General features: G+C 36.3%; 12 protein-coding genes and 1 pseudogene. 8 read left to right on the forward strand and 5 right to left on the reverse strand.

Annotated elements, in window-relative coordinates; all coding sequences use genetic code 11:
- Window positions 1–65 precede the first annotated feature (65 nt).
- Window positions 66–1,385, reverse strand: a pseudogene (locus tag ACJRPK_RS13480) (DUF4331 family protein).
- Window positions 1,386–1,507: 122 nt separating this feature from the next.
- Here ACJRPK_RS13480 and ACJRPK_RS13485 point away from each other — a divergent pair.
- Complete coding sequence (locus ACJRPK_RS13485; protein ID WP_407140681.1) at window positions 1,508–2,689, forward strand: LETM1-related biofilm-associated protein; 1,182 nt, start codon at window positions 1,508–1,510, stop codon at window positions 2,687–2,689.
- 23 nt (window positions 2,690–2,712) lie between these two features.
- On the opposite strand, the gene ACJRPK_RS13490 is transcribed toward ACJRPK_RS13485, so the two are convergent.
- On the reverse strand, window positions 2,713–3,333 hold the full coding sequence (locus tag ACJRPK_RS13490; RefSeq protein WP_407140682.1) for a hypothetical protein: 621 nt from the start codon (window positions 3,331–3,333) through the stop codon (window positions 2,713–2,715).
- 2 nt (window positions 3,334–3,335) lie between these two features.
- Window positions 3,336–3,830, reverse strand: coding sequence for an RNA polymerase sigma factor (locus ACJRPK_RS13495; protein ID WP_148782809.1), 495 nt, complete (start codon window positions 3,828–3,830; stop codon window positions 3,336–3,338).
- Window positions 3,831–4,023: 193 nt separating this feature from the next.
- Between ACJRPK_RS13495 and ACJRPK_RS13500 the strand changes: the two genes are divergently transcribed.
- The 7 genes from ACJRPK_RS13500 to ACJRPK_RS13530 all read left to right on the forward strand — a co-directional run bounded on the left by ACJRPK_RS13500 (window position 4,024) and on the right by ACJRPK_RS13530 (window position 11,201).
- Complete coding sequence (locus ACJRPK_RS13500) at window positions 4,024–5,322, forward strand: NAD(P)/FAD-dependent oxidoreductase (RefSeq protein ID WP_407140684.1); 1,299 nt, start codon at window positions 4,024–4,026, stop codon at window positions 5,320–5,322.
- A gap of 129 nt (window positions 5,323–5,451) precedes the next feature.
- Window positions 5,452–7,608: a TonB-dependent receptor gene (locus ACJRPK_RS13505; protein WP_407140685.1), complete on the forward strand. Its 2,157-nt coding sequence runs from the start codon at window positions 5,452–5,454 to the stop codon at window positions 7,606–7,608.
- 94 nt (window positions 7,609–7,702) lie between these two features.
- The gene (locus ACJRPK_RS13510; RefSeq protein ID WP_407140687.1) at window positions 7,703–8,323 is read left to right on the forward strand and encodes a hypothetical protein; all 621 of its coding nucleotides are present in this window, start codon (window positions 7,703–7,705) and stop codon (window positions 8,321–8,323) included.
- A 49-nt stretch (window positions 8,324–8,372) separates the two neighbouring features.
- A complete protein-coding gene (locus ACJRPK_RS13515) occupies window positions 8,373–9,722 on the forward strand; it encodes a 2TM domain-containing protein (RefSeq protein WP_407140689.1) in 1,350 nt (449 codons plus the stop codon).
- Complete coding sequence (locus tag ACJRPK_RS13520) at window positions 9,719–10,045, forward strand: 2TM domain-containing protein (protein ID WP_407140690.1); 327 nt, start codon at window positions 9,719–9,721, stop codon at window positions 10,043–10,045. The genes ACJRPK_RS13515 and ACJRPK_RS13520 overlap by 4 nt, the downstream gene beginning before the upstream one ends.
- Window positions 10,046–10,093: 48 nt before the next feature.
- Window positions 10,094–10,399: a 2TM domain-containing protein gene (locus ACJRPK_RS13525; RefSeq protein WP_407140692.1), complete on the forward strand. Its 306-nt coding sequence runs from the start codon at window positions 10,094–10,096 to the stop codon at window positions 10,397–10,399.
- A gap of 49 nt (window positions 10,400–10,448) precedes the next feature.
- Window positions 10,449–11,201, forward strand: a complete 753-nt coding sequence (locus tag ACJRPK_RS13530) for a LytR/AlgR family response regulator transcription factor (RefSeq protein WP_407140693.1) — start codon at window positions 10,449–10,451, stop codon at window positions 11,199–11,201.
- 41 nt (window positions 11,202–11,242) lie between these two features.
- Here ACJRPK_RS13530 and ACJRPK_RS13535 read toward each other — a convergent pair whose 3' ends face one another.
- Together ACJRPK_RS13535 and ACJRPK_RS13540 are read right to left on the reverse strand one after the other, a co-directional pair.
- Entirely contained in the window at window positions 11,243–12,046 is an 804-nt protein-coding gene (locus ACJRPK_RS13535; RefSeq protein ID WP_407140695.1) for a lysophospholipid acyltransferase family protein, read from the reverse strand.
- Window positions 12,047–12,191: 145 nt separating this feature from the next.
- Complete coding sequence (locus ACJRPK_RS13540; protein WP_407140696.1) at window positions 12,192–12,788, reverse strand: NUDIX hydrolase; 597 nt, start codon at window positions 12,786–12,788, stop codon at window positions 12,192–12,194.
- Between the last annotated feature and the right edge of the window lie 8 nt (window positions 12,789–12,796).

Genomic DNA, 12,796 nt, shown 5'->3' on the forward strand with positions numbered 1-12,796 from the left:
ATGGGTTTATCGTACTTACGTGCTGATAGAAATATGCCCAGTCCTTAACTTTTATAGAGTCTTTATTAGATACTATGAGGTGCCTCTAAGTATGGGAAACTGTTAGAGGGTGTCTCCCCTTCATTACTAACACCATCGGTTACTAATATTGGTAAATCTGCAACTCCGTCACCGTTAGTATCCTGTCCGTTAAAACGTGCTCCTGTTTCTCCTCCAAATAATAAGATCAAAGAAACGTCGATCACATCATCAGTAAGGTTTCTACCGGTTAACACATTAGTTCCATCATAATAAGTAGTAGGTAAATCCGGAGCAACCTGTAATACATCTGTAGCTAAAATTGTAGTCAAAGTCGTTGCGTCCAATCCAAGAATATTATTTTGATATTCTGCACCGAAAGCTGCGTGTAATGCCACTGCCTGGTTTAGAAATAAAGGTTGAAATTTTGCAGTTTGTTCAGAAGGAATCGTCACATTAAAACTGTTTTTCGTTTCTGATGAACCACTCAAAACTGTATTGATACCAGGACGTCCCATTTGATCTTGCTGGCTGTAAGTTCCGCTAAAATCTGCGGTCATCATTTCCATTTCGTTAGTCATACCATCATCGTCGTTTCCACAACTAGCCACTGCCGCTGCTAATACTATTGATGCTGCTAAATATTTTATTGTATGTAATTTCATAATTTTAATTTTTAAATAAATGATTGCTTATTGTTTTGTTTTAGCTTCTACCCAGGCATTAAATACTTTGGCTCCTGTGCCTGCCGGGTGATCAAAAGTTCCTCCTAAAAATGCGTTTGGCACTTCAACAACTATGGATAGTACATTTGTATTATCAAAGTCATCTGTTCCCGGAACATTAAATCCATTAGGTGCATCTCCGGCGATTACCTTATTATATTGACTAAAGTCAAAAAAGAAAGGATCTTCTCTAAGACCAGCGAAATACGAGATTCCGTTTGCCGTGGCAGTTTTAGCTTCAGAAGACGTACTGATTTCTACTTCGCCTAAATAAGACGCATCGGTTTTAATTACACTATTAAGACCTGTAGCACTTGGAGCAAAAGGTCCGAAGAAATACATTTTACCACCTCTGGGAATTGCTTGAATTACTAAATCTTCAATTAAATCTCCATCATTGTCAATATTAATTTCTACCAGAACATTCTCATCAAATGAGGCAGAAGTTCCTGCGGGTGCTAATGAACTTTGTACATTGGCAACAAAAACCGTATTGGATTCGGTTGCGCCTTCAAATGCATAAAAGTCTGTAATATCTGCTGTGGTTCCTGCAACCTTTGGCGCATCTAGGTGATCTGCCGCTGTCAAAACAACTCCTAACGATACCAGACCGCCAAGAATCCATAAATTTGTTTTTTTCATACTGTTCATTTTAATTATTTTTAAAGTTTACAGCTATATTTACGTCTAGAAACCAATCACGGTTTTTCAAAAAGAGTTAATAATTTGTTAAAGAAACTTAATTAAGCTTAAGCAACACATCTATGAATCCATCTACATCAGGTTGGCTTAACAAGTTTTTACGAGAGTTTACGGGAGATGAGAGGCAATCCTTTGCAAGTATGGAAGTACTTTATGAGGCGTTGCTGCAGTCAGGTTTTTTATATGGCGCTTCGGTAGAAACTTTGGTTTTTAAAGATTCCGGTATCGTTTATTCTGAAGAAGAGCGTACCAAGATAAATTTATTAACTGCGCTGGTTAGTATGTATTATGATACTATTGAAGATGGTAGCACCGAAGATTGTATAGCGGCTCTTTTACAGTTCTACCACCACTTAAATACTAAAAAATCTATTTTTCCTTGGACCACGTTAATTACCTCAAGCAAAAGTGAGAAGTTAGAAAAGATTTTACACGCGAGGATACAAACTAATGAGTCGGTAGTTATTAAAAACTTTAGTCACTTACTTACCAATGCGCTTTTATTTATAGATGTGTTAGCATTCGAACATTTTTTGATTCATGATATCAATCCGATCGACTATGCGACAAAACTGGAAGAATCAATTACCAACACCGTGTTTCTGGCCTTAAAATCCAAAAGTCAAAAAGACGAATATGACGGATTATTAATAAAATTATTTTCTTCCTCCGTTCGTTACAATCAAGTATCAGAAGATGATGTAACTTTTGACAATGTCCACCTGGAACGGTATACGGACGCATTAGAGAAACGTTACCTGCTTGATCTAACCAGTCTTGCCGTTTGGAACGATCATGAATTGGATCCAGGTGAATTAGATTTTTTAGCAACTTTGGGCATGGAGCTAAATATCCCTGAGAGTCAAATAAATAGTTCGCTCAAAAAAGTAAAAACTTTTATTCAAAACCATCGTCAGGAGATTTCCTTCTTTAACTATTCGAATCCGGCTCACCATTTTTATCGACAAACCTCGAGAACGGTTCGGGTATTAATATTGAGAAATAAGAAAAGATTAGTAAAAGAAATTTCTGAAAGTAAGGACTTAATGATCCTTTTGGGGCAGTCCACCGTACGTGATTTATCCAAAGAAGAGAAAAAACGTGTGAAAGATCAGTTACTGGATATCTGTAAGTCGGTCCCGTCGTTAACTATCTTTATATTACCGGGTGGTAGCTTATTGCTACCTTTATTAATCAAATTCATTCCGCAGCTATTGCCTTCAGCATTCAATGAAAATAAATAGCCTTCTATTTGAGTTCCGCAACTTTACATCTGTAACTGCTCGAGTTCGTCATAATTCTTTTTCAACCTTCGCGTAAGTATTCCATAGACTAACCGATAAAATAGCGCTATCACGGCTATAAAAACAATTATAACAATTACAGAAATTCCGAGGATCAGCCAAACAGGAACCTCTTTGGTATCACCATTCTGAAAATCATCTGTAAAAAAGATACTGTAAGACATGGTTGTCAAAAACAAGACGGCCAAAAAGCTAAGATTGATCCAAACATATAATTTAACCGTATTACGTGTTTTTAAGATATTCTGCATTAGAACCTTTGCAGAATCTGTAGTCTGTATTTTTTTGTAATTCAAATAAAATCGTATGATAAAATAAATCAAAATACCATAGGATACCACCGATGAAATCGTCAAATAGTTCTCCATACCGGAAGTTTTGATCTCATCATACTGTCCGTTCACCCTAAAAAACACATCCAATGATCCCCAAAGTAAAAACTCCAGAACACTAATGATAAAAATCCATTTGACCATTGAAGAAGATCGTTTTAAGATCATCTTATAAATATCATCATAAGAAAGCTTTGGGAGACCTTGCTCCTGCTTTTTCCAATGTTGCTTTAATACCTCTAATTCATCCATAGTTACGGATTTAATATTTTCTTTAATTTTGTTTTCACTCGATTCATCTTCACTCTTGCATTGACCTCTGTTATCCCCATGGTTTCTGAGATATCACGATACGATTTATCTTCGAGGTATAGAAAAACTAAAGCTTTTTCAATATCATTCAATTCTTTTACAGCTGCGTACATTAATTTGAGTTGTTGTTCCTCTTCATCATCATATTCTTCGGCACTTATTTTAAAATCTACCGTATCAAAATCTGTAGTCGGTATACTACGCTTCGACTTACGATACAAAGTTATAGCTGTATTCAATGCCACGCGATACATCCAGGTGCTAAACTTCGCGTCTCCTCTAAATTTTGGAAATGCTTTCCATAATTGTATAGTAATCTCCTGAAACAAATCATTATGTGACTCAATATCGTGTGTATAAATACGACATACTTTGTGCACTATATTCTGATTTTGCTCCAAATGGGTTACAAAATTATGTTCTAGTTCTTTATTCACTTGGTTGGGTTACTCATGATAAGTATACAAAAAATTAATTTTGTTACACCTATATTACAAACTAACTGTAACCACCTGTAAACAAGCACTATTTTGGGAAAATAATTTTCAACCATATACAAATCTTAATATATCTTTAAAACTATGGAGGTATCAAAAATTCGCTTTAACTTTACGGTATATCCTTTTGTATATGAATATTCCTTTCTCTAATCTACCCCGACTTGTTATTATCGGAGGTGGATTTGCCGGTGTTGCCTTAGCTCGAAATCTAATAAAAGAAAACTTACAAATCGTCGTATTGGATCGTCATAATTATCATACGTTTCAACCTTTGCTGTACCAAGTTTCTATTGCCGGGTTAGAACCCGATTCTATAGCATATCCTTTTAGAAAAATAATAAAAAAGGGCAAAAACTCTTATTTTAGAATGGCCGAGGTACAATCCATTGACCCTGATAAAACTCAGGTACATACGAATATAGGATCAATCTCTTATGATTATCTCGTGATTGCGACGGGTACGCGAACTAATTTCTTTGGAAATGAGGTTATTGAACGCAACGCTATGCGTATGAAAAACTTACCGCAAGCCTTAAATTTACGAAGTTTAATGCTTGAAAATTTGGAACAGGCGGTGATTACTACAGATCCTGAGAAGCGCAAAGAGTTAATGACCTTTGTTCTTGCCGGCGGCGGACCCACAGGCGTAGAATTGTCCGGCGGTATCGCAGAGCTCAAAAATCACGTATTACCCCGAGATTATCCTGATATGGACTTTGACGAGATGGAGATACATCTTATTGAGGGTGCAGAACGTTTGCTACCACCAATGAGCGAACATGCTTCTAAAAAAGCTGAAGGATTCTTGAATGAATTGGGGGTTATCATTCATCTCAACACACAGGTTACTAATTATGAGAACAAGCTTGTATCTACCAATACAGAGCTTAGTTTACGAAGTGCCACTTTTATCTGGTCTGCCGGAGTAACCGGAGCACCTGTTGAAGGTATACAGGCATCTTCTTTGATTGATAAAATGAATCGATATAAGGTGAACAGGTATAATCAAATTGAAGGATATACCAATATATATGCTTTGGGAGATATTGCCTATATGGAAACTGAAGACTTCCCTCAGGGGCATCCCATGGTTGCACAACCTGCCATACAACAGGGCAAACATTTGGCCAAAAACCTAAAGCGTCATTTTAAAAATAAAGCGATGGAACCTTTTACTTATTTTGATAAGGGTGCAATGGCAACGGTGGGTCGCAATAAAGCTGTCGTTGACATGGGGAAACTACGCTTTGGAGGTTTTATAGCTTGGTTTGTCTGGATGTTCATCCACTTGTGGTTTTTGGTTGGTTTTAGAAATCGATTGGTTACTTTTTTTAACTGGACCTATAACTACATCAACTACGACAAAGCAGCACGTTTAATCGTACGACCTTTTAAAAATAAGGAAGCGGATACCACACAGCGTGTATAATATACGTTCGTAATACGTATTTTTTATTTTGCAATTCATCTACTGATCTTTACAGTTGGGTCACAATTTATTTGAATCAAGTCTGATATACTGGAGTTTTGAGCTCTCAACCAAAACATCTAGTATCCAATGATAAAATTAGTTCTGATTTCAATTGTAAGTATATATGCCCATGCACTGTTTGCACAAACTGCTATCTCTGGTAAAGTTACAGACAAAACAGGAAGCCCAATTGCCGGAGCAAACATCTATATAGAAGGTTCCTATGACGGAGGTTCCTCAAATGAAAATGGAGAATTTTCCTTTACAACTTCTCTAACAGCACAACAGACGGTAACGGCTTCTTTTTTATCCTTTGAAACGTTCACCAAAACTATGCAGGTTTCTGAAATGAATGCGCTGACAATTGTGTTAAGAGAAGATGTAAACAGTCTGGAAAGCGTTGTACTAACCGCCGGTAACTTTGCTGCAGGTGATAATAGCAAAGCATCCGTACTTAGTCCGTTGGATATTGTAACCACAGCTGGAGCCGCGGGGGATTATATCGGAGCCTTTCAAACCTTACCCGGAACCTCCAATGTTGGTGAAGATGGTCGCTTGTTTGTACGTGGTGGCACCGCCGATGAGACCAATGTATATATTGACGACATCAAAGTCTTTCAACCCTACAATGCTTCAGCCAGTAACTTACCAACCCGCGGGAGATTCTCTCCTTTCTTGTTTAAAGGCACCAATTTTTCTACCGGTGGGTTTTCTTCGGAATATGGAGATGCGTTATCGGGTGTTTTATTACTCAACACAATTGATACGCCTGATCAAGATAAGACAGAAATATCGCTTATAAATGTAGGCGCAGGTATAGGACATACCAAAAAATGGAAGAAAAACTCACTAAGTATCAATACGTTTTACCTAAATCTAAAACCTTATCAAGATATTGTTTCCCAACGTGTTGATTGGATAAAAGCACCCGAAAGCTTTTCTGGTGAAGCCGTATACCGTCAACAATTCAAAAATGGATTATTAAAAGTATACAGTGCGCTAAGTGATACTAATTTTGAACTTATACAAGAGGATATAAATATTGGAGAGGGAATTCGTTTTAAGCTTAAAAACAAAAATTTTTATAGCAATACTTCCTATACTGGTACTTTAGGGACGGACTGGAAATTAACGACAGGAGCCAGTTTTGCCTTGGATAAAAATCGAATCGGAATTGAAGAAACCAAGGTGCGTAATGAGACGCAAAGTTTTCATTTGAAATTAAAGTTGAAAAAGCGATTTAGTAACAGGTTTCAATGGTTTACTGGTGTAGAACAGTTTATCGAAAAATTCGATGAAACGGTTGATGATCCCAGTTTTCCTTTTTTTACAAGTGATTTTAAAAACACAAGTACTGCACTATATACTGAAGCCAACGTCTTTTTCAGTAAAAAATTTGCAATGAAATTAGGTTTAAGAGGTGTTCATAATTATTCACTAAACTACACAAAGGTATCACCACGTGCGTCGCTGGCATATCAGCTCGATACTTCTTCTCAGATTTCCTTGGCTTACGGAGATTTTTACCAAGCACCTAAGCAAGATATTCTAAAATATTCAAGTCAGCTAGCTCCGGAAAAAGCGTCTCATTTTATTTTCAATTATCTATATCAAAAGAGTGGAAGAATGTTGCGATTGGAAGGATATTACAAAACCTATGACAACCTTATAAAATACACTACGGCGCAACCCGAATATAGTAGCTTGTATAGTAATGACGGAGAGGGGTATGCCGGGGGAATTGATGTTTTCTGGAAAGATAAAAAATCACTGAAAAATTTTGAGTATTGGATAAGTTATTCTTATCTGAATACAGAAAGGGATTACAAAAACTTTGAAAGAAGTGCCACTCCTAATTTTGCGGCTACTCATACTGCTTCATTAGTTGGTAAGTATTGGATTCAAGATTGGAAATCAATGGTTGGTGCATCACTAAATCTTGCTTCCGGACGGCCTTATGACAATCCAAATGCAAAGAATTTCCAAGCTGAAAAAACAAAAGGATTTTCTGCATTAAACCTGAACTGGGCATATTTGATAAGTCAACAAAAAATTCTATACGTTTCTGTTTCCAATGCCTTAGGCACTCCTGCAACCTATGGATATCAATACGCCAATACGCCCAATTCAAACGGTACTTTTGAACGACGCGCTATTCAACCCGCTGCAGATCGATTTTTTGTCGTAGGGTTCTTTTGGACAATAAGTACCGACAAAAAAGATAATCAATTGGATAGGCTGTAAGACAATTTAGTAAGCAATATTGACAATTCAGTCATTTTAAATTTAAAAACTACTGCTCTTACAGCATCTTTACAACTCACAAAAACAAGCACTCATGAAAACAGTTATTTTAATTTTAGTAAGTTTTACCTTAAACATGCTCACCGCACAAACCCCCTATGATGAGGGAATGAAAAAAGCCTTCGAACTTTGGGAAAGCGACAAAGCTGATGAAGCAGCCAACCTCTTCGAACGTATTGCTAATGCTGAGGACCAACATTGGTTACCTTATTATTATGCAGCTCAAATTAACATTATTCAAACGTATCGCACAAAAGATGCAGCTACCATTGAAGCACGATTGAAAAAAGCACAGAAGTTTATTAATCACGCGAACTTAATTTCGAAGGACAACGCCGAATTATTTATTCTCGAAGCCATGTTAAACACTGCTTATGTAGCATATAACCCTTCAAACTACGGCATGACACATTCTCCAAAAGAAGCCTTATACCAACAAGCAAAAAGCTTAGACTCCATGAACCCCAGAGCAATACTAAATCATGCGGAGTGGAAAATGGGTTCTGCTAAGTACTTCGGAACAGACCCAAAGCAGTATTGTCCCGAAATTAATAAGGCTATTGCCCTTTTTGAAAATATTGAAAACAAAACTCCCTATTATCCTACATGGGGATTAAATCAAGTAGCTCGCATACAGAAAAACTGTAATGAATAACACGTAATATTTGTTAACTTTATCATTCTTGTATCGCAAAACGTACCTCATGAAAGATCTGAAACTCGTACTCATCATCACCGGGATAATATCGATAGCTGTTGCATTGATAGTTCTTCTCAATAATGGGTTTAATACTACCTATATATTTACGGCGCAATGGTGGGGAATAAACATCATGTATTCGATGTTTCTTACGATTATCAATGTAATCTATTTTAGATTTATTAATTACAGATTTGCATGGAAAAACCAAGGGTTACGACGGGTTTTGATTGGTGCGGGTGGATCTATTGTAGTTACCATGATTGGTTACGCTATCTGTACGTATGTTACAATCGTTCTAATTCTGGGAGGTCAAACCACTCAAGAATTTTTAGCAGATCAGTCGTTTAAGGACTATGTAATTCCTTTACTGTTCACAACAATCGCTTCATTATTTTTTCATGCAATGTATTTTTACAAGGCATTACAGGAAAAAAAGGTTACCGAGCAAAAAATTATAGCAGGAACAGCATCGGCAAAATTTGCAGCCTTAAAGAACCAACTAGACCCACATTTTTTGTTCAATAGTTTGAATGTATTAACATCCCTTATAGAAGAAAATCCTGCTACAGCACAAGATTTTACAACTTCTTTATCAAAAGTGTATCGATACGTTTTGGAACAAAAAGATAAAGAATTGGTGAGTGTTGATGAAGAATTGAGGTTTGCAAAAACATATATGAAGCTATTGATGCTTCGATTTGAAGACAGTATTCAGGTTGACATTCCTTTGCAATCGTCTGATCCCGAAGCCAAAGTGGTTCCGCTTTCTTTACAGATTTTATTAGAAAACACCATCAAACACAATATGGTAACACCATCAAAACCCTTGTATATTCGAATTTACGAACAAGATGGTTTTTTGATCGTAGAAAACAATTTGCAACCCAAATCCGTACTTGCACAAAGCAGCGGGATGGGATTAACTAACATCAAACAGCGCTTTGCATTATTAACCAGAAGAGAATTTCTTGTCTATAAGTCTAAAGATGCATTTATTGCAAAGCTCCCTATGCTAACAAAATTAATAACAAGTAAAAATATGGACATGTCCGCAACATTTGAAAATCCAAAAGCGCTCAAATATAAACGAGCTCAAGAGCGTGTACAGAAGATTAAAGAATTCTATTTTAGTTTAACAGCCTATTGCATTGTCATTCCGTTCTTAATTTTTATAAACTATAAAACGACAGGTTTTGACTTACCATGGGTATGGTTTCCAATAATAGGTTGGGGATTCGGATTAATCTTTCACGCGATGGAGGCCTATAACTACAATCCAATACTTGGAAGAAACTGGGAAGAAAAAAAGATTAAAAAATTTATAAAAGAGTCTAAAAACAAAGGATTATGAATAGCCGAGAACAACACAGCGCTTATACTAAAGCAAAAGCCAGAGTTCAGCGAGAAAAAGGATTTTATAGTCACTTAATAGTTTATATAATTGTAAATGTAATCCTTCTTTTCTTAAGAAATGATGTTATCGATTATTTTACCATGGAAAATAAATCACTTGACTTTAAAAATTGGTTCGACTGGAATATTTTAATTACACCCTTTCTTTGGGGAATTGGTTTACTTTTTCATGGATTATCTGTTTTTGGTAAAGGTACCGTGTTTAATAAAGCCTGGGAAGAACGAAAGATTAAAGAATATATGGATCGTGATGATTTCTAACGAATAGCACATTAGAATAATAAGAATAACCAATAAAACAACACCATTATGGAAAATTTTCAAGAGCATCAAAGATATCAACGCGCAAAAGAACGGGTGGATGAGTTAAAAAAATTTTACAACAATTTATTTTCATATTTCGTAGTAATTGGTTTTCTGGCAGGACTGAATTATTATACAAATGAATGGAGAAATCCGTGGTTTCTATGGGCTGCATTTGGTTGGGGAATTGGATTGGCCTTTCATGCGATCAAAGCTTATCGTATAAATCCCGTATTTGATAAGGATTGGGAAGAACAACGCATACAAAAATATATGGAAGAAGAACAAGAGACACAACAGCGTTGGGAGTAGCAACTATTCATATAACTTGTAACTAAAATTTAAATCGTAAACTAGCGTAATGAAAATTTTAATAATCGAAGATGAGCGTCCTGCAGCCAGAAGACTCAGCAGAATGCTTGAAACACTAAATCTAAAGGCTGAAACCATGCTGCATTCTGTAGAAGAATCCATAGACTGGTTTACTTCAAATCCGCATCCGGATTTGATTTTTTTGGACATTCAATTAAGTGATGGATTATCATTTGAGATTTTTGACACGGTATCTGTTAAAAGTGCTATAATCTTCACAACCGCTTACGATGAATACGCTTTAAAAGCTTTTAAATTGAACAGCATTGATTATTTGATGAAGCCTATTGACCATGATGAACTAGCAGTTGCAATCAACAAGTTTAGAGACCATTTTGCGGTAAACGAAGTACAGCAGTTTAACATTGATGATATCAAAAAATTATTAAACACTTCTACTCCAACGTATAAAAAGCGCTATACCGCACGGCTCGGTCAACGTATTAAGATTATTGAGTCAAGTGATGTAAGCTATTTTTATTCAGAAAATAAAGGCACCTACATTCATACGCTAGAAGGACGAAATTACTTATTGGATACCACACTGGATTTGGTAGAGAATGAAACAGATCCAAAAATATTTTACCGGGTAAGCCGTAAGTATGTTGTAAATGTAAGTGCAATCGATGACATTATCTCATATACCAATTCGCGCCTGGAGCTAAAACTAAAGGCTACGGCTGATCATCAAATTATTGTAAGCCGTGAGCGTGTTAAAGATTTTAAAGAATGGCTGGAATAGTTCGATTCTTAGCATATTAGTAAACCCACCGCATCATGTGCTTAATACTCCCAACGACGCTTTTCGTTCAAGGCTTCTTCGGCTTCAAGCTCTTCTTGTGGAATGACTTTTAAGAAAGAAGAATGCTGTTCGATAGAATATTCTAATTTACTTACGATATCATCAATTGAATCATTCTCATAATCAATATCCAAAGGAGGTTTGATTACCATCGACTGTAAAATACCGCGTTTTTTAATTCGAATTCCTTTTTTGTCAAATGAACGTCTAAATCCATCAATAACAATAGGTATAACAATAGGTTTGTATTTTCTAATAATATGAGCAGTTCCTTTACGAATAGGTTTAAAAGGTTTAGTAGTTCCTTGGGGAAAAGTTATTACCCAACCATCGTCGAGCGCACGCGAGATATTGGTAATGTCACTCATTTTAACCTGACGGTTAATGTCTTGACCTTTTGCTCTCCAGGTACGTTCTACCGTAATTGCTCCGGCATAAGCCAGTACTCTGGCCAACAAACCTGCGCGCATGGTTTCCTTTGCCGCAACATAGTATAAATTAAGCTTTGGGTCCCACAAGTATCCAATATTCTTAATAGAGTCAACCCGTCCGCTTAAACTAGCATTGAACACATGAAACATGGCTACCACATCTGCAAAATAGGTTTGATGATTTGACACGAACAAAACATTTTGCTCTGGCAGTTCTTTAAAAATTTCACTCCCCTCGATCTGTAGTTCATTAAAACCACGATAACGACGATGTGTCAAAGCCCCCATTATACGGATGAGCCATTTTTTTAGAAATAATATATGACCAAAAGGATTCCTTTTAAATAATCCCATAATTTTTTTGAGTTGTTAGTTGTATTTACAGCCTAGACTGTTTCTTTTAAACTATTCTTTATTCTAAAATTAAACTCTTTTGTCACTTGAACAGCTACTGATTCATTTAGTTTTAGAAAAAACGAGGATCAAAGATACAAAATCCTTATCCTATAGCAGACTTTATAAAGACTTTAAGTTCACTTAACATCATGGCTGTTGCTCCCCAGACTATATAACCGTTTAATTCAAAGGAAGGTACTTCAATATTTTTTGCATACGAAGTAGTTAAGTTTTTAGAAATTACATTATCATCATCTAATAATTCACTTATCGGTACCTCAATAACTTTGGCAACTTCTTCCAACTGCGGAACAAAATCAGGCAAAATATCGGTAAACCCTAAGAAAGGATGCACCCAGAAATTTGAAGGTGGAATATAAACCTTTGTTAAAGGTGATAATATTTCTACGGTCTCACGATCAACACCTACCTCCTCCCAAGTTTCTCTGAGCGCTGCATCACCATAGGTACGATCATATTCCTCTACCTTACCACCGGGCAAAGCTATCTGCCCCGAATGCACGCCTTCGTACTCAGGTCTTAATATCAATACCAGATTTGTAATTTCTTCTTTTGGATATAAAAGCATCATTACGGCAGCATGTCTCGGGCGCTTTTCTTCTATTTTTATAGTATCCAATTCACGAATACGCATGTCAGGAGCCATAAGAAAATGAGAACGTTCGCCTGGTACTGACATTTTCTTTA

Source organism: Aquimarina sp. 2-A2 (assembly GCF_045505135.1).
Classification (GTDB): domain Bacteria; phylum Bacteroidota; class Bacteroidia; order Flavobacteriales; family Flavobacteriaceae; genus Aquimarina; species Aquimarina intermedia.

Coding starts and splice junctions, on each gene's coding strand:
- ACJRPK_RS13485 (WP_407140681.1), top strand. CDS start 1,508: ATGAATCCATCTACATCAGGTTGGCTTAACAAGTTTTTACGAGAGTTT.
- ACJRPK_RS13490 (WP_407140682.1), bottom strand. CDS start 3,333: ATGGATGAATTAGAGGTATTAAAGCAACATTGGAAAAAGCAGGAGCAA.
- ACJRPK_RS13500 (WP_407140684.1), top strand. CDS start 4,024: ATGAATATTCCTTTCTCTAATCTACCCCGACTTGTTATTATCGGAGGT.
- ACJRPK_RS13505 (WP_407140685.1), top strand. CDS start 5,452: ATGATAAAATTAGTTCTGATTTCAATTGTAAGTATATATGCCCATGCA.
- ACJRPK_RS13510 (WP_407140687.1), top strand. CDS start 7,703: ATGAAAACAGTTATTTTAATTTTAGTAAGTTTTACCTTAAACATGCTC.
- ACJRPK_RS13515 (WP_407140689.1), top strand. CDS start 8,373: ATGAAAGATCTGAAACTCGTACTCATCATCACCGGGATAATATCGATA.
- ACJRPK_RS13520 (WP_407140690.1), top strand. CDS start 9,719: ATGAATAGCCGAGAACAACACAGCGCTTATACTAAAGCAAAAGCCAGA.
- ACJRPK_RS13525 (WP_407140692.1), top strand. CDS start 10,094: ATGGAAAATTTTCAAGAGCATCAAAGATATCAACGCGCAAAAGAACGG.
- ACJRPK_RS13530 (WP_407140693.1), top strand. CDS start 10,449: ATGAAAATTTTAATAATCGAAGATGAGCGTCCTGCAGCCAGAAGACTC.
- ACJRPK_RS13535 (WP_407140695.1), bottom strand. CDS start 12,046: ATGGGATTATTTAAAAGGAATCCTTTTGGTCATATATTATTTCTAAAA.
- ACJRPK_RS13540 (WP_407140696.1), bottom strand. CDS start 12,788: ATGTCAGTACCAGGCGAACGTTCTCATTTTCTTATGGCTCCTGACATG.